Genomic DNA, 22,573 nt, shown 5'->3' with positions numbered 1-22,573 from the left:
CCGCATGACTACGCCACCACCGGTGAGCACGACGACCAGGTGGCTGACCTCGTCCGACGATTGACGCAACGTCAGTACGGCGCCTGCACTACCGCCCACTACTCCCGCACGAGCAGGGCCACCGGCCACCGGTCGAGCAGGGTGGCCACCCCGACCGCCGTCCCGCCCGCCAGCGTGCGGCCGGTCAGCGCCTCGCGCCAGTCGCCGCCCGCGGGCAGCCGCAGCACGGTGTCCCACCAGCCGCCGGTCTCCCGCAGCCGCAGCGACAGCCGGGTCACCGCCGTCGCCACCCGCCCCCCGCGGACGAAGGCCACGCAGTGCTCGGCCGCCGGCCCCTCCGCGACCAGCGGCTCGTACGACGCGGCGGCGCCGAACCACTCCGGGTGCGCCCGCCGCAGCCGCAGCGCGGTGGCCGTCAACAGCAGCTTCTCCGCGGACAGATCGATCGGCGCGGCCCCGGCGTCCAAACTGGCGAGCAGCCCCGGTTCGCACCACAGGGGCTGCCGGTTGTCCGGGTCGACCAGCGCCGCGTACTCCCGCTCGGTGCCCTGGTAGACGTCGGGGACCCCCGGCATCGTCAGGTGCAGCAGCGCCGCGCCCAGCACGTTGGCCCGGACGAACGGGGCCAACTCCGCCTCCAGCGCGGCCAGTTGTCCGGCCGCCGGACCGCACGGCCCGCTGTGGACGAACTCCGCCACCCTCTCCTCGTACGCCGCGTCCGGCTCCGTCCAGGACGTGCGCAGCCCGGCCTCCCGCACGGCCTTGAGGACCGCGGGCGACAGCCGCTCCGCCGCGGGGCCCCCGGTGGCGGACGCGCCCAGGCCGAAGGCGGTCTGCCAGGCCGTCCACGACACCATCGGATCCACCGGGACCACATCGTCCGCGTCCTCCCGCCCGTCGGCCACCATCCCGAGAACGTCCCGCCACCGGTCCGGGCACTCCGACAACACCGCGATCCGCGCCCGCACATCGGCACTGCGCTTGGTGTCGTGGGTGGAGAGCACCGTGCCGCTCTCCGGCCAGTCCCGCTGCAGCCGCGCGCAGTACTCGTGGAACGTCCCGGGCCCCAGCGCGGGTTCCCCCGGATCGCCCCCGACCTCGCACGCCGACAGCAGCACCGGATAGCGGTAGAAGGCGGTGTCCTCCACGGACTTGGCGTGCAGCGCCGACGCGGTCTGCGCGAACCGGGCCGCGAAGCCCGCGACATCGGGGTCCGGCGGATCGTCCCCGCCCTCCCCACTGGAGGCGAACCGCCCCAGCGCCAGGTCGTGGACCAGGTCCACCGCCGCGGCCTCCTCCGGCACCCGGAAGGTGGCCCGGGCCCGTTCGGCCGCGTTGCCCAGCATCGCCGCGTCCGCCGCGGCCCGGGCGGCGTCCGTGGTGTCTCCGGCATACGGGCGGTAGACCGGCAGCCGCACCAGGAGTTCCCGGACCGCCTGCCGCAGCGCCCAGGGCGCGTGGTCGCCCGGCAGCGGCACCCGGTCACTGATCCGGGACGCGGTCCGCACCAACCGCTCGACCTCCGAGGCGAGTTCGTGCGCGACGACCTCGTAGGCGGCCCGGCGCACCGTCTCCTCCCAGTCGCCGCCCTCGTCGGCGAGCGGGGCGACGAAGTCGCGGTAGTGCGAGAACAGCCGCCCGACGCCCTGCGGACAGACGAACAGCCCGTCGATGTGGCGCAGCGCGTCATAGCCGGTGGTGCCCGCGCACGCCCAGCCGTCCGGCAGCCGCTCCGCACCGGTGAGGATCTTCTCCACCACCGTCCAGCACCCCTTGCTGCCGCCGCGCAGCCGCGCCAGGTAGCCGCCCGGGTCCACCAGCCCGTCCGGGTGGTCGATCCGCAGCCCGTCGACGACGCCCTCCCGGATCAGCCGCAACACCGTCCGGTGCGTCGCGTCGAACACCTCCGGGTCCTCGACGCGCACCCCGATCAGCTCCGAAATGGTGAAGAACCGCCGGTAGTTGAGCTCGGTGCGGGCCAGTCGCCACCAGGCGAGGCGGTACCACTGCGCCTCCAACAGGCGCTCCAGCGGCAGCCGCTCCGTACCGGGGCGCAGCGGGAAGACCTGCTCCCCGTAGTGCAGCAGCCCGCCCGCCACCCGGAACCGGGGCAACTCGTCCCCGATCCGCCCCTCCAGGACGGGCAGCAGCAGCCGGCCTCCGTGGCCGCCGTCCCAGTCGATGTCGAACCAGCGCGCGTACGGCGACGCCGGCCCCTCGCGCAGCACCTCCCAGAGCGGCCCGTTCAGCGACAGCGGCGTGGCCACCGCCATGTGATTGGGCACCAGGTCGACGACCAGCCCCAGACCGTGCGCCCGGGCCGTCGCCGCCAGCGTCCGCAGCCCGTCCTCGCCGCCCAGTTCGGCCCGTACCGTCGCGTGGCCCGTCACGTCGTATCCGTGGGTGGACCCGGGCGCGGCCTCCAATACGGGGGAGAGGTGGAGATGGGACACCCCCAGGGCGGCGAGGTACGGGACGGTCCGCTCGGCGGCGGCGAACGGGAAGTTCGGCTGGAGTTGCAGCCGGTAGGTGGCGGTGGGCGACGGACTCGAAGGCTGCGTCATGGGAACACCCGTACCCCGCCCGCGGCCCGTTCTGTCATCGGGTTGCGTCATCCCGGGCCGCCCCGTCCGTCGTGCCTTCGTCCGAACGGCCGGGCCGGTCCGGGGCATCGCTTCGTACGTACCGCCGGTACGGATCGTGCCGGTGGGGCGGATAGCTTCTTGTGATGACCGCTGCCGCCGCCACCTACCGCCAGGTGCTCGCCCTGAGCGGTCCCCTGCTGCCCGTGATCTCCTTCCTGGGCCGGCTGCCGACCGCCATGTGCCAGCTCGGCAGCGTGCTGTTGGTGGCCGAGACGAGCGGTTCGCTCACCACCGCGGGCCTGGTGGGCGGCGCCCTGGCGGCCGGTCAGACGGTCGCCGGACCGCTGACCGGGCGGCTCGCCGACCGGCACGGGCAGCGCCCGGTGGTGCTGGTCTGCTGCTGGCTCAACGCCCTCGCGGTGGCCGCCCTGGTGGCCGCGGCCCTGGCCCGGATGGCGACCCCGCCGCTCGCCCTGATCGGCCTGTTGGCCGGCGCGAGCGTCCCCCAGGTCGGACCGCTGGCCCGCACCCGGCTGGTCGCCCTGGCGCACCGCGCGGCGTCCGACGACCGGGTGGTGAGCGCCGCGCTGTCCTTCGAGGGCACGTTGGACGAGGTGTCGTTCGTGCTCGGCCCGGCGCTGGTGGGGGTGGCCGCCTCGGTGGCGCATCCGGCGGTGGCGCTGGCGCTGGCCGCGGTGCTGTTGGCGGTCTGCGGCTCGGCGTTCGCCCTGCACCCGACCGCGGTAGCCGCCGGGCCGGCCGCCGACCGCGCCCGCAAGGCCCCTCGGCCGCCGCGTGCGGCCCGCGTGCGGATGCCGCGCGCCGTGCACGCCATGCGGCTCTCCACGGCTCTCCAGGGCGCCATGTTCGGCGCCTGCCAGGCCGGCATCGCCGCGCTCACCGAACGCCTCCACCAGCCCGCCCAAGCCGGCCTGGTGTACGCGGCGATGGGCGTGATGAGCGCCGTCGCCGGGCTCTCGCTCGCCCTGGTGCCGGCCCGGATCGGCCTGCCGGCCCGTTGGCGGGCGGCCGCCGCGGCGCTCATCGTGCTCTCCGCGCCGCTGCTCCTCGTCCGCTCCATGGGGGCGCTCTATCTGGTCGTGGTGGTGCTCGGGGTGGCCTTCGCGCCGCATCTGATCACGCTCTTCGGGCTGACCGAACGGCTGGTGCCGGCCACCCGGCTGGCCGAGTCGATGGCCTTCCTGACGAGTGCGGTGGTCGGCGGCCAGGCCCTGGCGCTGGCCCTGTCCGGGCGGCTCGCCGACGCGTACGGTCCGTCCGCCGCCTTCGCGGTCGCGGTCGGCGCCGCGGTGCTGATCCTCGCCGTCGCCCTCCTCACGCGCGCCGGCTCCCGGCCCACCGCCCCCGTACGCACCGCCCGTCCCGACCAGACAGCGGCGGCGGACCGCACCCCGACGGCCTCACGCCGCAAGGGCGTTGGCCCCCTGACGTAGCGTCCCTCCCCGGGGTGCTCAGGCCGGCCGCTGGAGCACCAGCAGGCTCCGCCCGATCAGCGTCAGCCGGTCGCCGCCCTTGACCTTGACGCCCTGGCCCTCCGCCGGCGCCTGCGGCCGGTCGGTGTCCACCACCACCTGCCACTGCCGCCCCAGGTGTTCCGGAACCGTGAACTCCTGTTCCTGGTCATGGGCGTTGAACATCAGCAGGAACGAGTCGTCGGTCACCGGCTCGCCGCGCGGCCCCGGTTCGGAGATCGAGCTCCCGTTGAGGAACACCGTCAGCGACTTGGCGTGCACGGACTGCCAGTCGCGGGTCCCCATCTCCGCGCCGGCCGCGGTGAACCACGCGATGTCGGACAGCTCGTCGTGGGTGCCCTCCATCGGGTGCCCCTGGAAGAACCGCCGCCTACGGAAGACCGGATGGTCCCGCCGCAGCCACACCATCTGCCGGGCGAACGCCAGCAGCGCCCGCTCCTCCTCCCGTTCGGTCGCCCCCGGCGTGCGCACCGCCCCACCGGCCCCGTCCGCCGCGCCCTCCCGGTCGTCGTCGGGCCCCTCGTCCTCGGTCGGCGCCCGCCGCTCCGGCCACCGCACCCAGGTCAGCTCGTTGTCCTGGCAGTACGCGTTGTTGTTGCCGCGCTGGCTGCGCCCGAACTCGTCGCCGTGGCTGAGCATCGGCACGCCCTGCGACAGCATCAGCGTCGCCAGGAAGTTCCGCATCTGCCGCAGCCGCAGCCGGCGCACCGACGGATCGTCGGTCGGCCCCTCCGCCCCGGAGTTCCACGACCGGTTGAAGCGCTCGCCGTCCCGGTTGTCCTCGCCGTTGGCCTCGTTGTGCTTGTCGTTGTACGAGACCAGGTCGCGCAGGGTGAAACCGTCGTGGCAGGTGACGAAGTTGACCGAGGCGAGCGGCCGCCGCCCGTCCTCCTGGTAGAGGTCCGACGAGCCGGTCAACCGGGAGCCGAAGTCCGCCAGGGTGCGCGGCTCCCCGCGCCACAGGTCCCGTACGGTGTCCCGGTACTTGCCGTTCCACTCCGTCCACAGCGGCGGGAAGTTGCCCACCTGGTAGCCGCCCTCCCCGACGTCCCACGGCTCGGCGATCAGCTTCACCTGGCTGACCACCGGGTCCTGGTGCACCAGGTCGAAGAACGACGACAGCCGGTCCACCTCGTGGAACTGCCGGGCCAGCGTCGCCGCCAGGTCGAACCGGAACCCGTCGACGCGCATCTCCTGCACCCAGTAGCGCAGCGAGTCCATCACCAGTTGGAGCACGTGCGGACTGCGCATCAACAGGGAGTTGCCGGTGCCGGTGGTGTCCGTGTAGTAGCGCCGGTCGTCCGACAGCCGGTAGTACGAGGCGTTGTCCAGCCCCCGGAAGGACAGCGTCGGCCCCAGGTGGCTGCCCTCGGCGGTGTGGTTGTAGACGACGTCGAGGATGACCTCGATGCCCGCCCGGTGCAGCGCCCGGACCGCGGTCTTGAACTCCAGCACCTGCTGCCCGCGGTCCCCCCAGGACGCGTACGCGTTGTGCGGTGCGAAGAACCCGATGGTGTTGTAGCCCCAGTAGTTGGTCAGCCCCGCGTCCACCAGCCGGTGGTCCTGGACGAACTGGTGCACCGGCATCAGCTCCAGCGCCGTGACGCCCAGCTTCGTCAGGTGGTCGATGACCGCCGGGTGCGCCAGCGCCGCGTAGCTGCCGCGCAGCTCTTCCGGGAGCTCGGGGTGGCGCATCGTCAGGCCCTTGACGTGCGCCTCGTAGAGCACCGTCTCGTGGTAGGCGGTCCGCGGCGGGCGGTCGTCGCCCCAGTCGAAGTACGGGTTGACCACCACCGACGCCATGGTGTGCGGCGCCGAGTCGAGGTCGTTGCGCACCTCGGGGCGGCCGAAACGGTAGCCGTAGACCGCCTCGTCCCAGTCGATCACGCCGCTCATCGCCCGCGCGTACGGGTCGAGCAGCAGCTTGGCGGAGTTGCAGCGGTGCCCGTGCTCGGGCTCGTAGGGGCCGTGCGCCCGGAAGCCGTAGCGCTGCCCGGGCATCACCCCCGGCAGATACGCGTGCCGCACGAAGGCGTCGGACTCGCGCAGCTCGACGGCGGTCTCCGCCCCGTCGTCGTGCAGCAGACACAGTTCGATGCGCGTGGCGGCTTCGGAGAACACCGCGAAGTTGGTGCCCGCACCGTCGTAGGTGGCACCCAACGGATACATCTGTCCCGGCCAGACCTGCATGCGTAGTCTCTTCCACTTTCTCTACGGGGCGGCGGCAATTCCACGACACATGTCCGCGGACCGAATCGGAATCCTTTCCCCAACGTGTCCCAACTTGCCGGATAGCGGGAGATTTTCGCGTGAACTCCGCTGAATGGTGGTTCGCCTTCGACGATGTCGGATAGTCGTACCGTGAGCCGATCGGGGGGTGAACGAGTGGTGCGGGCGGCTGCCCACGGACGGCGAGACGGCGGGTCGATCCCGAAAGCGGCTTCTCCCCGACGGGCTATCTCACATGCGCGCAGTTCACCAGGGAAAACCCGGCCAATCGGTGAACTCGCCCCCGGGCGGGCCCCCGGGGGCGGTGTCAACGGGCCGACGCCGGAACACCCCATCGCGTGGGCCGGAATCGGTCCGCCGCCCCTCTCGCGGCTATGAAACCGCTCACTCCGGCCACGCTCCGCGTGCACAACCGGCAGTATGAACAAGGGGAGTTGGCAACCGACTCGATCCATCCTGCTGCACCGCCCCCCGCGCCGCAGTAGTCTGCCTTGATCGTTGGCACGGGGGTTCGGAAGGCGGTGGCAGGTGAGCGGCGGGCTGGAGTTGCCCCCTGGTGACGAGAGTCACGAGGGTCACGAGGGCGGCTCCGTCGATGCGCCGCCCGGCACGGTGTCCCTGGCCCGACCGCTGGAGATCGGCGCCGAACTGGACTGGGGCGCCGACGCCTGGAGCGAGGTGCGCACCCGGGCCCGCCGGGCCGGACGCGCCTATATCTGGCTGAATCTCGTCGAGCAGCGCCTACGGGCCGTCGTCGCGGCCGTCCTGCGCCCCATCTACGAGCCGGTGCACGGCGACGAGTGGGTCATCGCGGCCGCCGGGCCGGCGGGCCAGGAGTGGGTCCAGCGGGCCGTCGCGGTCCGCGAGGTCAGCCGCCGCAAGGGCTATCTCCTCGACCCCGCCGACGACAACATCGTCAGCTTCCTGACGCTGCCGCAGTTGCGCGAGCTGATGGTCCAGCACTGGCCGTGCTTCGAGCCCTACGTGGACGACCGCCGCGAGGTCGAGCTGGTCCTCGACGAGTTGGAGGTCGCCCGCAACATCGTCTCCCGGAACCGCGCGCTGTCCGAGACCGTCCTGGCCCAGGCCGAACGGGCCTCCGCCCGGCTCCTGGACATCCTCGGCTCCGGGGCCGGCACCCGTATTTCCGGGCGGTTGCCGATCGACGCCGTCGAGGACCTCGTCGGCGACCGCTATGCCGACGTCGTCGGGGTGCACCCCGACCGGGTCCGGTTGCAGCGCCAGTTGCCCGCCGAGGACCTCTTCGGCGACGCCCGCCGCCTCGACGCGGTGGGCATAGGACTCAACCTCCTGGTGCAGAACTACTCCGGCCGCCGCCTGGTGCGGCTCGCCGAATCCGGCTGCCGGGCCCGTCTTCTCTTCCTCAACCCGGCCAGCAGCGCGGTCCGCCGCCGGGAGCGGGAAATCGGCCTCAAAAAGGGCGAGATGAGCCGCTCCATCGAGATGAACATCCTGCACATGCGGCGGGTCCGGGCTCGGCTGCGGGACCCCGGCGCCTTCGAGATCCAGGTCTTCGACGAGACGCCGCGCTTCACCGCGTATCTGGTCGACGGCGACGGACCGGACGGGATAGCCGTGGTCCAGCCCTACCTCCGCAAGAGCCGTGGCATGGAGTCGCCGGTGTTCGTGCTGCGCGGCGGCGGCCGCGAGGTGGTCCGGCAGGACGTCCGCGACGGTGATCACGGGCTCTTCGAGATCTACCGCGAGGAGTTCGAGAGCGTCTGGGCCGACTCCCGACCGGTTTCCTGAGCCGGTCCGGGCGGCCGGCGCCGGGCGGGCCGGCCCGCTGTCAGTGGTGCGTGGGAGAGTTGGTCACATCACGGGGGAGTACCACCGAAGGAGGCCGCATGAGCTGGCATCAGGAGCTGTTGGTCAGCTTCGACCTGGAGACCACGGGCACCGACGTCGAGCAGGACCGCATCGTCACGGCCGCGCTGATCCGGCTGGAGGGGGACGGCACGGTGGCCGGGCGGCAGTCCTGGCTGCTCGATCCGGGCGTGCCGATTCCCGAGGAAGCGGCGGAGATTCATGGCATTTCGACCGCTTATGTCCAGACTCATGGCCGTCCGCCCGCCGGTGCGATAGCGGAGATCACCGAGGCGCTGACCGAGGCCCTGCGCGCGGACCTCCCGCTGGTGGTGATGAACGCCCGCTACGACCTCTCGCTCCTCGACCGCGAGTGCCGCCGCCACGGCCTGCTCACCCTGACCGAGCGCCTGGGCCATCCGCCCGCCCCGGTCATCGACCCGCTCGTCCTCGACAAGCACGTGGACCGCTACCGCAAGGGCAAGCGCGGCCTCCAGGCGCTCTGTTGGCACTACGGCGTGCCGCTGGACGGCGCGCACGAGGCGGGCGCCGATGCGGCGGCCGCGGCCGGCGTCGCCCGCCGCATAGGCGAGGAGTACCCGGCCGTCGCCCTGCCCGCACCGCGCGACCTGCACGCCCTCCAGGAGCAGGCTGCGGCGGAGCAGGCCGCCTCGTTCCAGGCGTATCTGCGCCGCTCCGGCAATCCCGGGGCGATAGTCGAGCCGGCCTGGCCGCTGATCCCGTATCAGCGCTGACGGGGCTGACCCAGGGCGCCGCTGCCGGAGCTCCGCGGCGTCGCGACGCCTGGCATGCCCGCCCTACGTCTCAAGTGCGCGCGGACCCCGCGGTGTTGCCGAGATGTCCCCATGGCTCCGCTACGAAGGCATCCCGGCGCCTTGCGCTCGCACGCACCAGACGCCGCTCCTTCCGCCACGGAGCTTCGGCAGCAGCGCCCTGGCGGGGCCGTCGGCCGTGGCGCGCGGTCAGAACGGATACCAGCGCACCGCCGTGTCCTTCTCCCGCAGCGAGGCGATCCGGCGCCGGAATTCCTTCAGGGCCGCCGGGTTCCCGGGTGCGTGCTGGGAGACCCAGGCGCAGCTCGCCGTCTCCCGGGAGCCGCGCAGCACCGCGCACCCCTCCCAGTCCCTGACGTCCCAGCCGTACACCGACACGAAGGCGTCATAGGCGTCCGCGCCCAGTCCGTAGCGGTCCCGGCTCAGCGCGAGCACGACCAGGTCGTGCTCGCGCAGGTCCGAGGAGAAGGTCTCCAGGTCGACCAACACCGGCCCCTCGGGCCCGACATGGACGTTGCGGGGCAGCGCGTCGCCGTGGATCGGCCCGCGCGGCAGATGCGGCTCCAGCGCCGTGGCGGCCAGTGCGAACGCGTCCCGGCGCCCGCGCAGATACTCCGCGTCCGACGGCGACACCGCATCGCCGGCCAGCCGCAGCCAGCGCTCCACGCCGCCCAGCAGCTCGCGCCGGGGGAGTGCGAACGGCGGCTCGGGCAGCGCGTGGACCAGCTTCAGCAGCGCGGCGAGGTCCTGCGGCCCGGCCGGTCGGACGGCCTCCGGGAGCCGCTGCCAGTAGGTCACGGGGTGCCCGTCGACGAGCCGGGCGGCCGGCTCCGCGGCCCGCACCGCCGGCACGCCCTCGGCCGCCAGCCACTGGGCGACGGCCAGTTCGCGCTCGGCGCGCGGCAGCAGCTCGGGGCTGCGGCCCACCCGTACGACCGGTTCGCGCTCGCCCAGGGCGAAGACGGCGTTCTCGCCGAGCGCGAGGAGCCGGGCGTCCGCCGCCGCGCCGGCGTGCCCGGCCGCGGCCAGCACGTCACGGGCGCGCGCCTCAGTGAAGGCGGGGCTGGTTTCGGTCATCGGGCGGCCTCCTGCGGTGCGGTCTCGCGCCCAGTCTTGCAGGTGCCCGGTATCGCCGAGCGGTGCGGCCGCCCGGTACCGGAACGGCACTGCCCGGTAGGGGAGTTGGCTCCCGTATCGACAGGGGATGGCGAATTTTCTGCGTTGCACGATACGTATCGTCTCGTTTAGGGTTCTGACATGCCTCAGCACCCTTTGCACATCGCCATGTTCAGCATCCCGGCGCACGGTCACGTCCAGCCGAACCTCGACGTCATCCGCGAACTGGTCGACCGTGGGCACCGCGTCACCTACGCCGTCCCGGCCGCCTTCGCGGACCTCGTCGCCACCACCGGGGCGGAGCCCCGGCCGTGGACCTCCGTCCTACCCACCGACGACAACCCGGAAGCCTGGGGCACCGAACTCCTCGACCACCTCGAACCGTTCCTCGACGACGCCGTCCAGGCGCTGCCGCAACTCGCCGCCGCCTACGAGGGCGACGCCCCGGACCTCGTCCTCCATGACAGCGCCTCGTTTCCGGCCCCGTTGCTCGCCCGCCGGTGGGGCGTCCCGGCGATCCAGTTGACCCCGCACCTCGTCGGCTGGGACGGCTACGAGGAGGAGTTCGGCAAGGCGATGCGGGAGGAGATCGCGGGCACCGAGCGCGGTCGCGCCTACTACGCCCGCTTCCGGGCCTGGTTGGACGAGCACGGTATGACGGACATCGCCGATCCGGGCCTGTTGGCCGGCCGGCCAGCCCGCGCCCTCGTCCTGATCCCGCGGGCCATGCAGCCGCACGCCGACCGGGTCGACGGGTCGATCTTCACCTTCGTCGGCCCCTGCCAGGGCGACCGCGCCGCGCAGGGTGACTGGCGGCGGCCGGCCGGTCTCGCGCCGGACGCCAAGGTGCTCCTGGTGTCCCTGGGGTCGGTGTTCACCGACGCGCCGGACGTCTACCGCGCCACCGTCGAGGCGTTCGGCGGGCGGCCGGAGTGGCATGTGGTGCTGCAGATCGGGAAGTTCACCGACCCGGCGGTGCTGGGCGAGGTGCCGGACAACGTCGAGGTGCACACCTGGGTCCCACAGTTGGCGATCCTCCGACAGGCGGACGCGTTCGTCACCCACGCCGGGATGGGCGGCAGTCAGGAGGGGCTGGCGAACGCGGTGCCCATGGTGTGCGTCCCGCAGGCCGCCGACCAGTTCATGAACGCCGAGACGCTGCAATCCCTGGGGGTGGCACGGCAGTTGACCAAGGGAGAGGTGACGGCCGAGGCGCTGGCGGAGGCGGTGGGCTCGCTGGTCGACGACCCCGACGTGGCCGGGGCGCTCCGCCGGATCCGTGCGGAGATCGCCGAGGAGGGCGGCAGTCGGCGGGCCGCGGACCTCATCGAGGCGCAACTTCCGGCGCGGTAACCGCCGGTAGGTGTCTTGCGGGGCGCGAGCCTGCCACAGGGGGACAGTTGAACGTGCAAACGGTTCGTCAGCTGTCCCCCTTCATTGCGTAAACGTGAACGGCATTGCGAGGCAATGTGTCAACTCCCCGGTCTTTTTGGTTAGTTCTAGACCGTTTTGCATTTTTGCAGGGTTGTTGTGAATCTCACACGGCCCGGCTGGCCTTGAATTGCACTCGTCAATCCGACAGGGTTTCGAACCAGTCCGAGGCGGAGCCGTTCCGTTCCCTTCGGGCTGTTACGCAACGCTTCCCCCCACACCACGAACGAGGAGAACCCTCGCCATGGCTCATAAGCGTTCCAGCAAGAAGCGGCTCATCACGGCGATATCCGCCGCGGTGGCCGCCACTGGTATCGCCGCCGTCACCGCGGTCACCGCGGGCGCGTCGCCCGCCGCCGAGGGCAGGATCTACGGCGCCGACGCCAAGGGCGCCGTCAAGGGCAGCTACATCGTGCTGCTGAAGAAGTCCGCCGCGATGCACGCCGCGGAGAGCGGCGACCTGGCCGCCAAGTACGGCGGCAAGGTCAAGCGGACCTTCACCTCCGCCATCGACGGCTTCTCGACCTCCGGTCTGTCCGCCGACGACGCCAAGCGCCTCGCCGCCGACCCGGCCGTCGACAAGGTCGTCCAGAACCACACGTTCCACATCGACGGCACCCAGGAGAACCCGCCGTCGTGGGGCCTGGACCGGATCGACCAGACCGACACCAAGGGTGACGGCAAGTACAACTACCCGGACAGCGCGGGCGAGGGCGTCACCGCCTACGTCATCGACACCGGCATCCACATCAGCCACAAGGACTTCGGTGGCCGCGCGTCGTACGGCTTCAACGCCATCGACAACAGCAACAAGGCCGAGGACGACAACGGCCACGGCACCCACGTCTCCGGCACCATCGGCGGCACCGCCCACGGGGTCGCCAAGAAGGTCAAGCTGGTCGCCGTCAAGGTGCTCGACGGGCAGGGCTCCGGCTCCACCGAGCAGGTCGTCGCCGGCATCGACTGGGTCACCAAGAACCACAAGGGCCCCTCGGTCGCCAACATGTCGCTCGGCGGCGGCGCCGACGAGGCGCTCGACGCGGCCGTGAAGAAGGCCATCGACTCCGGTGTCACCTTCGGCGTCGCGGCCGGCAACGAGTCCACCGACGCCGGTCAGAGCTCCCCGGCGCGCGTCAAGGAGGCCATCACCGTGGCCTCCAGCACCAAGGACGACCAGCAGTCCGACTTCTCCAACTACGGCAGCGTCGTGGACCTCTACGCTCCCGGCTCCGACATCACCTCGGACTGGAACAGCAGCGACGACGCCACCAAGACCATCTCCGGTACGTCGATGGCCACCCCGCACGTCGTGGGTGCGGCCGCGATCTACCTCGCCGACCACAAGGACGCCAAGCCGGCCGACGTGGAGAAGGCGCTTACCGACGGCGCCACGCCCGACAAGATCAGCAACCCGGGCCAGGGCACGCCCAACAAGCTGCTGAAGATCGTGAAGTAGTCCACCGGGACATCCGGAACCGCACGCCGGCCGTCGCGCTCGCCCCCACGGGGCGCGGCGGCCGGCGTCGCCGCGTTGTCGTACCCTCAACGCGCTTTCCCTCGCGCGGAGTTATCCACAGGAGGCTCTCTCCGAAACCGCAGGCGGCCGAGCGTGGCTACCGTCAGTGACATGCACGGAGTCACGCCGTTCCTCGGCATCAGCACCATCGTCTACGGATTCATCGGACTGATCTGCGTCGTCGTCGGCGCGGTCCGCAGGACAGGGGGAAGCCCACCATGCACACCATCACCGTCATCGTCCCGGCCCACAACGAAGAAGAGGGCCTGCCGGCCACGTTGGAATCCCTGGCCCGGCAAACCGTCCCGCCGGACCGGATCCTGGTCGTCGACGACGCCTCCACCGACCGCACCGGCGAGGTAGCCGCCGCGCACGGCGCCACGGTGTTGCGCCCACCGCGCAACCTCGGCAGCAAGGCCAGGGCGCAGAACCACGCGCTCCCGCGGTGCACCACCGATCTCGTGCTGGCCGTCGACGCGGACACCGTCCTCGCGCCCGACTACATCGAGCGCATCCTCCCGGTCTTCGACGACCCCGGGGTCGCGGTCGCCGCGGGCATGGTCCGCACCCGGCACACCCGCACGGTCTGGGAGCGCGGCCGCTCCACGGAGTACCTCTTCGGTTTTCACTTCCATCGGCCGATCCAGGCGCTCGCCAACAGCCCCATGGTGTGCTCGGGTTGCTGCTCGGTCTTCCGGCGGGACGCACTGGTGGCGTTCGGCGGATTCCCCGAGCGGACCATCGTCGAGGACATGGACTACACGTGGTCCCAGCAGATCGCCGGCCGCCGCGCGGTCTATGTCGCCGACGCGGTCGCCCTCGCCGCCGATCCGGAGAACCTCACCTACTTCCGCAAACAGGTCAAGCGCTGGATGGCCGGCTTCTGCCAGAACGTCCGGCTGCACGCCGGGCCGCTGGTCGTCCGCAAACCCCTGCTGGCGCTCTGGGTATTGCTCGCCCTCTTCGAGATCGTCACCGCACCCCTGTGGTGGGCCACGCCCTTCGTGGCCGCGATGACCACCGGGGTCTCACCACCGGCCGCGGCCGCTTGGTGGGCCGGCGCCGACCTCGCGTTGACGGTGGCACCTCTGGTCTACGCCGCCCGCCGCCGAAAACTCCCGCTGGCGGGCGTGCTGGTCAACATCCCCTGCGCCTATGTCACCAAGGCCGTCAACGTCGTCTACGCCTGGAAGGCCATGGTCGTGGAACTCCTGTTGGTGCCCCTGCACTTGGCGCGTGGCCTCACGGTCTACGAGAAGGGGCGCGCGGACACACCAGCGGGGCGGCGGGGGACGGATCGGGGCGTGGTTCCCGTGGGGACGTAGCCGGGCGGGGCCCGGGGTGCGGCCGGTGGTGGGCGTGGTCGACGGTGCGTGCGGCCGGCCGCGAGCCCGACCGGTCGAGGTCGTGGCCGGTCGCGGGCTGCCGCGAGTGCTACCGCCGCTACCGATGCGGCTGCTCCCGCGGCCGGTCGTGCTCGGGCTGCCCAGTTGCCCGGTTGCCCGGCCGCTGGCCGGTTGGGCCGCCGGGCAGCCAGGTCGTCAGATCGGCAGGCGGTGCGCGGCCATAGGCTCTCAGACCATCAGGCTCTCAGGCCGTCAGGGCGCTCACGGACGTCAGCTCGGCGCGGGCGCGGGCCCGTACGGCCTGGTCGTAGCGGCGCAGCAGCAGGCGGGCCAGCTCGGGGGCGTCGCCGAGCACCGGGGCGAGGATGTCGGCGCGGGCCTCGCGGGCGCCGGCGGCGATCCGGTCCGGCAGGAAGCCCGGCGCGATCACGTACGGGGCGACGGCCACCCGCTTGCAGCCCTCGGCCCGCAGTTCCCGCACGGCGTCGGCCGTGCGGGGAAGGGATGCGGAGGCGAACGCAGGTCGCACGGCACACCACTCAGCGGTGCGCCGCCACTCCCGCGCGATTTCAGCGATCACTGCGATCGCCTCCGGGTCTGAGGAGCCCGCCGAGGCCAGGACGACCCCGGTCGAGCGACGATCACCGGGTCGCAACCCGGCCTCCGCCAACCGGCGTTCCAGGGCGCCAGTGAGGAGGAGCGAGGGGCCGAGCACCTCGGCCTGATGGATGGACAGCAGCGGTAGCCGCGCGGCGGCCTCGCGGAGCACCGCAGGGATATCGGACTTCGCGTGAAAGGCGCGGGTGAGGAGGAGCGGCAGCGCCACCACGTTCCGCACTCCCTCCCGTCGCCCACCGCCACCCTTGAACGAAGGCGCTGCGCGCCACCCTTGGGCCTCGGCCGAGAGGCGCTCCAACACCTGGGGCACCCGGGGCGCGTTGAAGTCGAGGTAGCCGACCTCCACGCGCAGCTCGGGCCGCAGCTTCCGGGCCCGCGCGCAGAGCGCGGAGACGGTCGCGGCGTGCCGGGGGTCGCGGCTGCCGTGGGCGATGACGAGGAGAGTGGGGCGTGTGCTCATGGGCTTCAGTTCTTGACGAGGAGGCCGCGGCTGCGCAGCACCCGGCGTTCGATCGGGGCGAAGATCAGCAACTCGATGCCGATGCCGACGATCAGGATCAGCAGGATCGCGGCCAGGACCCAGGACATGTCCTGCAACTCCCGGCCCTGTTCCAGGAGTTGACCCAGGCCGGTGCCGAGGTCGGGGGCGTTGACGATGAGTTCGGCCGCCATCAGGGATCGCCAGGAGAACGCCCAGCCCTGTTTGAGGCCGGCGAGATAGCCGGGCAGCGCGGCGGGGAGCAGCACATGGCGGACGCCGGCCAGGCCGGTCGCGCCGATGGTGCGACCGGCACGGAGGAAGAGAGGGGAGATCTGGTCGACACCGGACACCAGCCCGTTGGCGATCGACGGGACGGCGCCGAGCAGTACCACCGCGTAGATGGTGGCGTCGCTCAGCCCGAACCAGATGATCGCCGCCGGGACCCACGCCACCGAAGGGAGGGACTGCAGCCCGCTCAGGATCGGCCCGATCGCGGCTCGTACGGGCTTGATGCGGGCCACGATCAGCCCGAGCAGGGAGCCGATCACGACCGACGCGAGGAAGCCCAGAGCGCCGCGGGAGACGCTGGTCCACACGAAGCTCAGCAGGGTGCCTTCGAGCCACTTCTGCTGGAGCGAGCGGTAGACGTCGAGCGGGCTCGGCAGTAGGTAGTGCGGCTTGAGCTGGAAGTGGTAGGCGAGCTGCCACACGCCCAGCACGATCACGATCGCGACGAGGGGAGGGAACGCCTTTGACAGCGCGGAGCGCAGCCAGGGCTGCCTGGAGACCACGGTGGAGTCCAGGGCGTCGAGCCCGGCCTCCAGACCGGCGAGATCGCCGGCGCCGGGGCGGGGCGACTCGGTACCGGCGGGCGTGGCGGTTGCGGGGCCGGCCGTGGCGGTGGCTATGGAGCCACCCTTGGGCCCGCTCGCGGCGCCGGCCGCCAACTCGGCCGTGGGAGCGGAGGAGTTGGCCGAGGAGCCGGGAGCCGTCCCGGGAGCCGTGCCGGTGGCCGGGGTCGCGTCCGGGGTGGTGGCCGAGTCCGGCGTCGGTTCCGTGGCCGGGGCGTCGGCTGGCCCTGTGGGGTCCTCGGTGGGCTGTTCCGCGGAGGAGGTGGTGCTGGTCTCAGTGCTGGCCATGGCGGCGGATCTCCCCACGGAGCTGTTCGGTGATCTCGACGGACAGGTCGGCGACCGCGGAGTCCTCGATGCGGCGCGGCTGCGGGATGTCCACCCGCCACTCCCGGGAGATCCGGCCGGGGCGGGAGGAGAGCAGCACGACCCGCTCGCCGAGCCGCACCGCCTCGCGGACGTTGTGGGTGACGAAGAGCACCGAGAGGCTGCTCGCGGCGGAGCCGCTGTTGTTCTGGGTCTGCCAGATCCGGGTCAGTTCGTCGTGCAGCACATCGCGGGTGATGGCGTCGAGCGCGGCGAACGGCTCGTCCATCAGCAGCAGTTGGCTTTCCTGGGCGAGCGCCCGGGCCATCGCCACCCGCTGCCGCATGCCGCCGGACAGCTCGTGCACCCGCTTGCCGTACGCGCCCTTGAGCCGGACGAGTTCCAGCAGCCGCTCGGCCTCGTCGCGGCGCTCCGCGCGCGGCACCCCGCGCAGCCGCAGCGCCAGTTCGATGTTGCGGCCCGCGGTCAGCCACGGGAACAGCGCGTGCTCCTGGAACATCAGCGCCGGCCGGCCGCCGGGCGCTTCGATGCTGCCGGCCGTCGGCTTGTCCAGACCTGCCACGAGGCTGAGCAGGGTGGACTTGCCGCACCCCGAGGCCCCCAGGAGGCAGACGAATTCGCCGGGGGCGACGTCGATGCTGATGTCGTCCAGCACCTGCTGTTGCGCCCCGGGGCGGCCGAACGATTTCGAGACGTGGTGGATGCGAGCGGCGTACGGGCCGGTGGTGCCGGCGTCCGCCGGGGCGGGCTTGGTGAGCGTGCTGGTCGTCATCGGTGTCACCTCCTGGGAGATCGGGGGGCCGGGGTCAGTTGCCGCCGAGGCCGGCGTCGTCGGCCGGCCGCTTGCCCTCGGACTTGAGCACCTTGTTCAGCAGGGTGAGGTCGTAGATGCCCTTGAGGTCGGGCTTCTTGAGGAGCCCCGCCTGGACGGCGTGGTCCGCCTCTTCCTGGAGGGTGGCGGCCAGCGGGTCGTCGGTGACGTCGACGTTCTGGAACGCCGGGTCGATGATGTCAGTCGGCAGTGCCTTACCTGCGATCGACGGGTCGGCCAGCTTGTCGTTGAGCGCCTTGACCGCCTCGGCGGGGTGCGAGCGGATCCAGGCGTTGGTCTTCACCGAGGCGCGCAGCACGGCCTCCACCGCCTTCGGGTGCTCCTTGAGGAACCGCTGCGAGACGATCACGTTGGTGATGACGAACTTGCCGTCCTTCCACAGCCGCTTCTCGTCCAGCAGCGTCTTACCGCCGGCGGCGACCAGCTTGGACGCGGTGGGCTCGGGGACCCAGGCGCCGTCGATGCTGCCCTGCTGGAAGGCGGTGGGGGTCACCTTGTTGTCGATGCGCTGGACGGTGACATCGCCCTTGCCGCTGGTGGCGTCCACCTTGTAGCCCTTCTGGGCCAGGTAGTTGAGCAGGGCGACGTCCTGGGTGTTGCCCAACTGCGGGGTGGCGATGGTCTTGCCCTTGAGGTCGTCCAGACCGCTGATCTTCTTGGGGTTGACGATCAGCGAGACCCCGCCGGAGGCCGAACCCGCGATGATCTTCAGGCTCTTGCCGTGCGACTTCACATAGCCGTTGATCGCGGGGGAGGGGCCGATCCAACCGATGTCGATGGCACCGGAGTTGAGTGCCTCGATCTCCGCCGGTCCGGCGTTGAAGACCGAGGACTGCAGCGCCGTGCCGCCCAGTTCCTTCTGGAACTGGCCCGTCTGGAGCCCGATCAGCGGGGTGGCGTGGGTGGTGTTGCCGAAGAACCCGATCTTGACCGAGTCGAGGCCGTCGATCTTCGGTCCCTTCGGGGCGACGGCGGCCGCGGTGTCCTTCTTGGCCTCGGAGCCGTAGCCGCAGGCCCCCAACGCGACGGTCAGCAACGGGACGGCGGTGGCGACCGCCAGGAGGCGGTGACGAACGGCAGACACGGCGGGGGTTCCTCTCGGGAGGCCGGGGCAGTGCGCGCCCCGTTAAGGCGCGCCCGGCGAGATGGTGGATCTTCGGAAGGAGGACGTGGGGGGCATGGAGTCGGGCATCGGGGTCAGCACGCACATCGGCCGACTCCGCCCTGCCCGCTGCCGAGCGCGCCGCTGCCCACGCGGCCGCCTTCCTTCGCGAAGGTCGAGAACATGTCCCTGAGCATGGTCAGAAGTCCCATCCCTCGTCGTCCGTCGTGTCGTTGGGTGTGGGGGGTGTGGTGGTGAAGGCGGTGCCGGTCATGCCGGCGGTGAGGGTGGTGCCGTCGGCGGGGTCGATGAGGAGGAAGGAGCCGGTGCGGCGGGAGTGCGTAGGGGTCTAGGGGGAGGGGGTTGGGGGCGGTGCGGAGGTGGAGGGTGCCGATGTCGTTGGCGGTGAGGTGGTGGGGGGTGGGGTGGGGGGAGAGGTCGTTGAGGGTGAGGCGGGAGGGGATGTGGGTGATGAGTGCTTTGACGGTGCGGGTGGTGTGTTTGAGCAGTACGCGTTGGCCGATGGTGAGGGGTTGGTCGGCGAGGTGGCAGACGGTGGCGTGGATGTCTTGGGTGAGGGTGGGGGTGTTGGTGGGGGGGTGATGAGGTCGCCGCGGGGAGATGTCGAGGTTGTCGGTGAGGTGGAGGGTGACTGATTGGGGTGCCCAGGCGGTTTGGACGGTGGTGCCGAGGGCGTCGATGGCTTTGATGGTGCTGGTGTGGCCTGAGGGTAGGACGGTGATGTGGTCGCCGACGTGGAGGACGCCGGAGGCGATTTGGCCGGCGTAGCCGCGGTAGTCGGGGTGGGTGGTGCTTTGGGGGCGGATGACGTATTGGACGGGGAAGCGGGCGGGGTCGCGGGTGGGGTCGGTGCGGACGGGGACGGTTTCGAGGTGTTCGAGGACGGTGGGGCCGCCGTACCAGTCCATGTGGGGGGAGGCGGTGACGACGTTGTCGCCGCCAGGGCGGAGATGGGGATGGTGGTGATTTCCGGGATGCCCAGGGAGGCGGCGTAGGCGGTGAATTCCTGGGCGATGGTGGCGAATACCGTCTCTTGGTAGTTGACCAGGTCCATTTTGTTGACGGCGAGGACGACGTGGGGGACGCGCAGGAGGGCGGCGACGGCGGCGTGGCGGCGGGTTTGTTCGACGACGCCGTTGCGGGCGTCGACCAGGACGATGGCGAGTTCGGCGGTGGAGGCGCCGGTGACCATGTTGCGGGTGTACTGCACGTGGCCGGGGGTGTCGGCGAGGATGAAGCGGCGGCGGGGGGTGGCGAAGTAGCGGTAGGCGACGTCGATGGTGATGCCCTGCTCGCGTTCGGCGCGGAGGCCGTCGGTCAACAGGGCGAGGTCGGGGGTGTGTTGGCCGCGGTTGCGGGAGGCGTGTTCGACGGCTTCCAGTTGGTCTGCCAGGACTGATTTGGAGTCGTGCAGGAGGCGTCCGACGAGGGTGGATTTGCCGTCGTCGACGGAGCCGGCGGTGGCGAAGCGCAGCAGGGACGTGGCGGCGAGGGCCGCAGGGCCGGCGGCGTTAGGGGTGGTGGAGGCGTTGGGGGTGTTGGGGGTGTTGGGGGTGGTGCTCATGTTAGAAGTACCCCTCGCGCTTGCGGTCTTGTCCATGGCGGCTTCGGAGAGTTTGTCGTCGGCTCGGGTGGCGCCGCGTTCGGTGAGGCGGGAGGCGGCGATTTCGGCGATGACGGCGTTGATGGTGTCGGCGTTGGAGTCCACTGCGCCGGTGCAGGACATGTCGCCGACCGTGCGGTAGCGGACCGTGCGCCGCTGCAGGGTTTCACCGTCCTTGGGGCCGCCCCAGTCGCCGGGGGCCAGCCACATGCCGCCTCGTGAGAAGACTTCGCGCTCGTGGGCGTAGTAGATGGTGGGGAGTTCGATCTGTTCGCGGGCGATGTATTGCCAGACGTCCAGTTCGGTCCAGTTGGACAGGGGGAAAGACGCGGACGTGTTCGCCGGGGGAGTGGCGGCCGTTGTAGAGCTGCCATAGTTCGGGGCGTTGGCGGCGGGGGTCCCAGCCGCCGAACTCGTCGCGGAGGGAGAAGACGCGTTCTTTGGCGCGGGCTTTTTCCTCGTCGCGGCGGCCGCCGCCGAAGACGGCGTCGAAGCGGTGGGATGCGATGGCGTCGAGGAGGGGGACGGTTTGCAGGGGGTTGCGGGTGCCGTCGGGGCGTTCGCGTACCTCGCCGCGGTCGATGAAGTCCTGGACGGAGGCGACGTGCAGGCGCAGGTGGTGGTGGGCGACGACGGTGCGGTCGCGGTAGTCGATGACCTCGGGGAAGTTGTGGCCGGTGTCGACGTGCAGCAACGCGAACGGCACCGGCGCCGGCGCGAACGCCTTGAGCGCCAGATGCAACATCAGGATCGAGTCCTTGCCACCGGAGAACAGGATCACCGGCCGCTCGAACTCCCCCGCCACCTCACGGAAGATGTGCACCGCCTCCGACTCCAACGCATCCAGGTGGGACAGCGCGTAGGGGTCGTGCAGTTCCTCGGTGACAGAAGCGACGGTCGTCACGCCAGCCCCCTCTCGACGAGCAGCGCGTGCAGCGCCGCCGCGGACTCCTGGACGGTCTGGGCGTGCGACTCGATCCGCAGGTCCGGATCCGCCGGCGCCTCGTAGGGGTCGTCGACGCCGGTCAGGCCGGAGATCTCGCCGGCCGCCTGCTTGGCGTACAGGCCCTTCACGTCCCGCTCGGAGCAGACCTCGACCGGGGTGGCGACGTGCACCTCCACATAAGGGGTGCCCTCGCCCTGGTGGCGCTTGCGCACCGCCTCCCGGCTGTCCGCGTACGGGGCGATCACCGGGACCAGGACCTTCACGCCGTTGCTGGCCAGCAGTTCGGCGACGAAGCCGATCCGCTGGACGTTGGTGTGCCGGTCAGCGCGGCCGAAGCCGAGGCCCGCGGAGAGGAATTCGCGGATCTCGTCACCGTCGAGCACCTCGACGCGGTGGCCCTCGCCGCGCAGTCGGCCGGCCAGCTCGCGCGCGAGGGTGGTCTTGCCCGCGCTCGGCAGACCGGTCAGCCAGATCGTGGCGCCCGTCATCTCTCTCTCCTGAATCTCCGCCATCAGTGCAGTCCACACTCGGTCTTGTTGGTGCCGGCCCAGCGGCCGGCCCGCGCGTCCTCGCCCGCCAACACCCGGCGGGTGCAGGGCGCGCAGCCGACGGAGGCGTAGCCGTCCATCAGCAACGGGTTGGTGAGTACCCCGTGCTCGGTGACATAGGCATCCACGTCGTCCTGCGTCCAGCGGGCTATCGGGGAGACCTTGACCTTCTGCCGTCGGGCGTCCCAGCCCACCACCGGGGTGCCGGCGCGGGTCGGCGACTCGTCCCGGCGCAGCCCGGTCGCCCAGGCGTCGTACTGCGTCAGGCCGGCCTCCAGCGGCTCGACCTTGCGCAGCCGGCAGCACAGGTCCGGATCGCGGTCGTGCAACTTCGGCCCGTACGCGGCGTCCTGCTCCGCCACGGTCTGACGTGGCATCAGGGTAAGGAGGTTGACGTCCATCACCGCCGCCACCGCGTCCCGGGTGCCGAGGGTCTCCGGGAAGTGGTACCCGGTGTCCAGGAACACCACGTCCACGCCGGGGAACGCGCGGGAGGCCAGGTGCGCCACCACCGCGTCCTCCATCGAGGAGGTCACGCAGAAGCGGCTGCCGAAGGTCTCCGCGGCCCACCGGAGGATCTCCGGCGCGGACGCGTCCTCCAGGTCGCGGCCCGCCCGTTCGGCGAGCCGCTGTAGATCGGTGGGCGTCACGGCGTACCTCCGTCGGAAGCGGAAGCGGAAGCTGAAGCGGAAGCGGTGGACCGGGGCGCGGCGGCTCCCTGGGCCAACAGGCCCAGGAACGCGAGCCGGAAGCCGCGGCTGCACGCCCGGCACTCCCATGCCCCGCCCCTGGGCTCTCGGCCTCGCTCGGCCAGGGGGGACCCCGATCCGCCCTCCGACGGACGCAGGTCCTCGTCTCCGCAGTACGGGCAGTAGAACGGCGCGGCGCGTTCGCTCACGATGCCTCC

16 protein-coding genes and 2 pseudogenes are annotated in these 22,573 nt (G+C 71.6%); 6 read left to right on the top strand and 12 right to left on the bottom strand.

Annotated elements, in window-relative coordinates; translation table 11 throughout:
- Nucleotides 1–98: 98 nt before the first annotated feature.
- Nucleotides 99–2,564, bottom strand: a complete 2,466-nt coding sequence (gene treY / locus PV796_RS10575) for a malto-oligosyltrehalose synthase (RefSeq protein WP_274912695.1) — start codon at nucleotides 2,562–2,564, stop codon at nucleotides 99–101.
- 164 nt (nucleotides 2,565–2,728) lie between these two features.
- Between treY and PV796_RS10570 the strand changes: the two genes are divergently transcribed.
- On the top strand, nucleotides 2,729–4,039 hold the full coding sequence (locus PV796_RS10570; RefSeq protein ID WP_274912694.1) for an MFS transporter: 1,311 nt from the start codon (nucleotides 2,729–2,731) through the stop codon (nucleotides 4,037–4,039).
- An 18-nt stretch (nucleotides 4,040–4,057) separates the two neighbouring features.
- On the opposite strand, the gene glgX is transcribed toward PV796_RS10570, so the two are convergent.
- The gene (gene glgX / locus PV796_RS10565; RefSeq protein ID WP_274912693.1) at nucleotides 4,058–6,268 is read right to left on the bottom strand and encodes a glycogen debranching protein GlgX; all 2,211 of its coding nucleotides are present in this window, start codon (nucleotides 6,266–6,268) and stop codon (nucleotides 4,058–4,060) included.
- 567 nt (nucleotides 6,269–6,835) lie between these two features.
- On the opposite strand from glgX, the gene PV796_RS10560 reads away from it, so the two are divergent.
- Nucleotides 6,836–8,077, top strand: a complete 1,242-nt coding sequence (locus PV796_RS10560) for an SAV2148 family HEPN domain-containing protein (protein ID WP_274912692.1) — start codon at nucleotides 6,836–6,838, stop codon at nucleotides 8,075–8,077.
- Nucleotides 8,078–8,175: 98 nt separating this feature from the next.
- Entirely contained in the window at nucleotides 8,176–8,889 is a 714-nt protein-coding gene (locus PV796_RS10555) for an exonuclease domain-containing protein (protein ID WP_274912691.1), read from the top strand.
- Nucleotides 8,890–9,117: 228 nt separating this feature from the next.
- Here the strand turns inward: PV796_RS10555 and PV796_RS10550 are convergent, their stop codons facing one another.
- Complete coding sequence (locus tag PV796_RS10550) at nucleotides 9,118–10,005, bottom strand: aminoglycoside phosphotransferase family protein (protein WP_274912690.1); 888 nt, start codon at nucleotides 10,003–10,005, stop codon at nucleotides 9,118–9,120.
- A 180-nt stretch (nucleotides 10,006–10,185) separates the two neighbouring features.
- Between PV796_RS10550 and PV796_RS10545 the strand changes: the two genes are divergently transcribed.
- From PV796_RS10545 to PV796_RS10535, 3 genes are all read left to right on the top strand, one after another.
- On the top strand, nucleotides 10,186–11,397 hold the full coding sequence (locus tag PV796_RS10545) for a macrolide family glycosyltransferase (protein WP_274912689.1): 1,212 nt from the start codon (nucleotides 10,186–10,188) through the stop codon (nucleotides 11,395–11,397).
- Between the two features lie 322 nt (nucleotides 11,398–11,719).
- Nucleotides 11,720–12,931 carry a S8 family peptidase gene (locus PV796_RS10540; protein WP_274912688.1) on the top strand — a complete coding sequence of 404 codons (1,212 nt, stop codon included), beginning with the start codon at nucleotides 11,720–11,722 and terminating at the stop codon, nucleotides 12,929–12,931.
- 278 nt (nucleotides 12,932–13,209) lie between these two features.
- Nucleotides 13,210–14,316: a glycosyltransferase family 2 protein gene (locus PV796_RS10535; protein WP_274912687.1), complete on the top strand. Its 1,107-nt coding sequence runs from the start codon at nucleotides 13,210–13,212 to the stop codon at nucleotides 14,314–14,316.
- Between the two features lie 265 nt (nucleotides 14,317–14,581).
- Here the strand turns inward: PV796_RS10535 and PV796_RS10530 are convergent, their stop codons facing one another.
- The 9 genes and pseudogenes from PV796_RS10530 to PV796_RS10490 form a co-directional block, all read right to left on the bottom strand.
- Nucleotides 14,582–15,415, bottom strand: coding sequence for a sirohydrochlorin chelatase (locus PV796_RS10530; RefSeq protein ID WP_274912686.1), 834 nt, complete (start codon nucleotides 15,413–15,415; stop codon nucleotides 14,582–14,584).
- A 5-nt stretch (nucleotides 15,416–15,420) separates the two neighbouring features.
- Nucleotides 15,421–16,575 (bottom strand): ABC transporter permease, encoded by a 1,155-nt coding sequence (locus tag PV796_RS10525; protein WP_274912685.1) that lies wholly within the window; start codon nucleotides 16,573–16,575, stop codon nucleotides 15,421–15,423.
- Nucleotides 16,562–17,386: an ABC transporter ATP-binding protein gene (locus PV796_RS10520; RefSeq protein ID WP_274912684.1), complete on the bottom strand. Its 825-nt coding sequence runs from the start codon at nucleotides 17,384–17,386 to the stop codon at nucleotides 16,562–16,564. Before PV796_RS10520 ends, PV796_RS10525 begins: the two co-directional genes overlap by 14 nt.
- 34 nt (nucleotides 17,387–17,420) lie before the next feature.
- Nucleotides 17,421–18,530, bottom strand: coding sequence for an aliphatic sulfonate ABC transporter substrate-binding protein (locus PV796_RS10515; RefSeq protein ID WP_274912683.1), 1,110 nt, complete (start codon nucleotides 18,528–18,530; stop codon nucleotides 17,421–17,423).
- A 217-nt stretch (nucleotides 18,531–18,747) separates the two neighbouring features.
- A pseudogene (locus PV796_RS10510) lies at nucleotides 18,748–20,133 on the bottom strand (sulfate adenylyltransferase subunit 1).
- A 1-nt stretch (nucleotide 20,134) separates the two neighbouring features.
- A pseudogene (cysD, locus tag PV796_RS10505) lies at nucleotides 20,135–21,076 on the bottom strand (sulfate adenylyltransferase subunit CysD).
- Nucleotides 21,073–21,606 carry an adenylyl-sulfate kinase gene (gene cysC / locus PV796_RS10500; RefSeq protein WP_274912682.1) on the bottom strand — a complete coding sequence of 178 codons (534 nt, stop codon included), beginning with the start codon at nucleotides 21,604–21,606 and terminating at the stop codon, nucleotides 21,073–21,075. Before cysC ends, cysD begins: the two are co-directional and overlap by 4 nt.
- Nucleotides 21,607–21,629: 23 nt before the next feature.
- Nucleotides 21,630–22,316 carry a phosphoadenylyl-sulfate reductase gene (locus PV796_RS10495; RefSeq protein ID WP_274912681.1) on the bottom strand — a complete coding sequence of 229 codons (687 nt, stop codon included), beginning with the start codon at nucleotides 22,314–22,316 and terminating at the stop codon, nucleotides 21,630–21,632.
- A complete protein-coding gene (locus PV796_RS10490; protein WP_274912680.1) occupies nucleotides 22,313–22,564 on the bottom strand; it encodes a hypothetical protein in 252 nt (83 codons plus the stop codon). Before PV796_RS10490 ends, PV796_RS10495 begins: the two co-directional genes overlap by 4 nt.
- Between the last annotated feature and the right edge of the window lie 9 nt (nucleotides 22,565–22,573).

Origin of the sequence: Streptomyces sp. WZ-12, from assembly GCF_028898845.1 — a bacterium.
In the GTDB taxonomy this organism is placed as follows: domain Bacteria; phylum Actinomycetota; class Actinomycetes; order Streptomycetales; family Streptomycetaceae; genus Streptomyces.
Note: the sequence above shows the minus strand (reverse complement) of the source record. Positions and strands in the feature narration are given on the sequence as shown.

What these genes read in the sequence shown, in the direction of transcription:
- treY (WP_274912695.1), bottom strand. Translation starts at nt 2,564, where the DNA reads ATGACGCAGCCTTCGAGTCCGTCGCCCACCGCCACCTACCGGCTGCAA.
- PV796_RS10555 (WP_274912691.1), top strand. Translation starts at nt 8,176, where the DNA reads ATGAGCTGGCATCAGGAGCTGTTGGTCAGCTTCGACCTGGAGACCACG.
- PV796_RS10525 (WP_274912685.1), bottom strand. Translation starts at nt 16,575, where the DNA reads ATGGCCAGCACTGAGACCAGCACCACCTCCTCCGCGGAACAGCCCACC.
- PV796_RS10550 (WP_274912690.1), bottom strand. Translation starts at nt 10,005, where the DNA reads ATGACCGAAACCAGCCCCGCCTTCACTGAGGCGCGCGCCCGTGACGTG.
- glgX (WP_274912693.1), bottom strand. Translation starts at nt 6,268, where the DNA reads ATGCAGGTCTGGCCGGGACAGATGTATCCGTTGGGTGCCACCTACGAC.
- PV796_RS10520 (WP_274912684.1), bottom strand. Translation starts at nt 17,386, where the DNA reads ATGACGACCAGCACGCTCACCAAGCCCGCCCCGGCGGACGCCGGCACC.
- PV796_RS10570 (WP_274912694.1), top strand. Translation starts at nt 2,729, where the DNA reads ATGACCGCTGCCGCCGCCACCTACCGCCAGGTGCTCGCCCTGAGCGGT.
- cysC (WP_274912682.1), bottom strand. Translation starts at nt 21,606, where the DNA reads ATGACGGGCGCCACGATCTGGCTGACCGGTCTGCCGAGCGCGGGCAAG.
- PV796_RS10545 (WP_274912689.1), top strand. Translation starts at nt 10,186, where the DNA reads ATGCCTCAGCACCCTTTGCACATCGCCATGTTCAGCATCCCGGCGCAC.
- PV796_RS10535 (WP_274912687.1), top strand. Translation starts at nt 13,210, where the DNA reads ATGCACACCATCACCGTCATCGTCCCGGCCCACAACGAAGAAGAGGGC.
- PV796_RS10530 (WP_274912686.1), bottom strand. Translation starts at nt 15,415, where the DNA reads ATGAGCACACGCCCCACTCTCCTCGTCATCGCCCACGGCAGCCGCGAC.
- PV796_RS10540 (WP_274912688.1), top strand. Translation starts at nt 11,720, where the DNA reads ATGGCTCATAAGCGTTCCAGCAAGAAGCGGCTCATCACGGCGATATCC.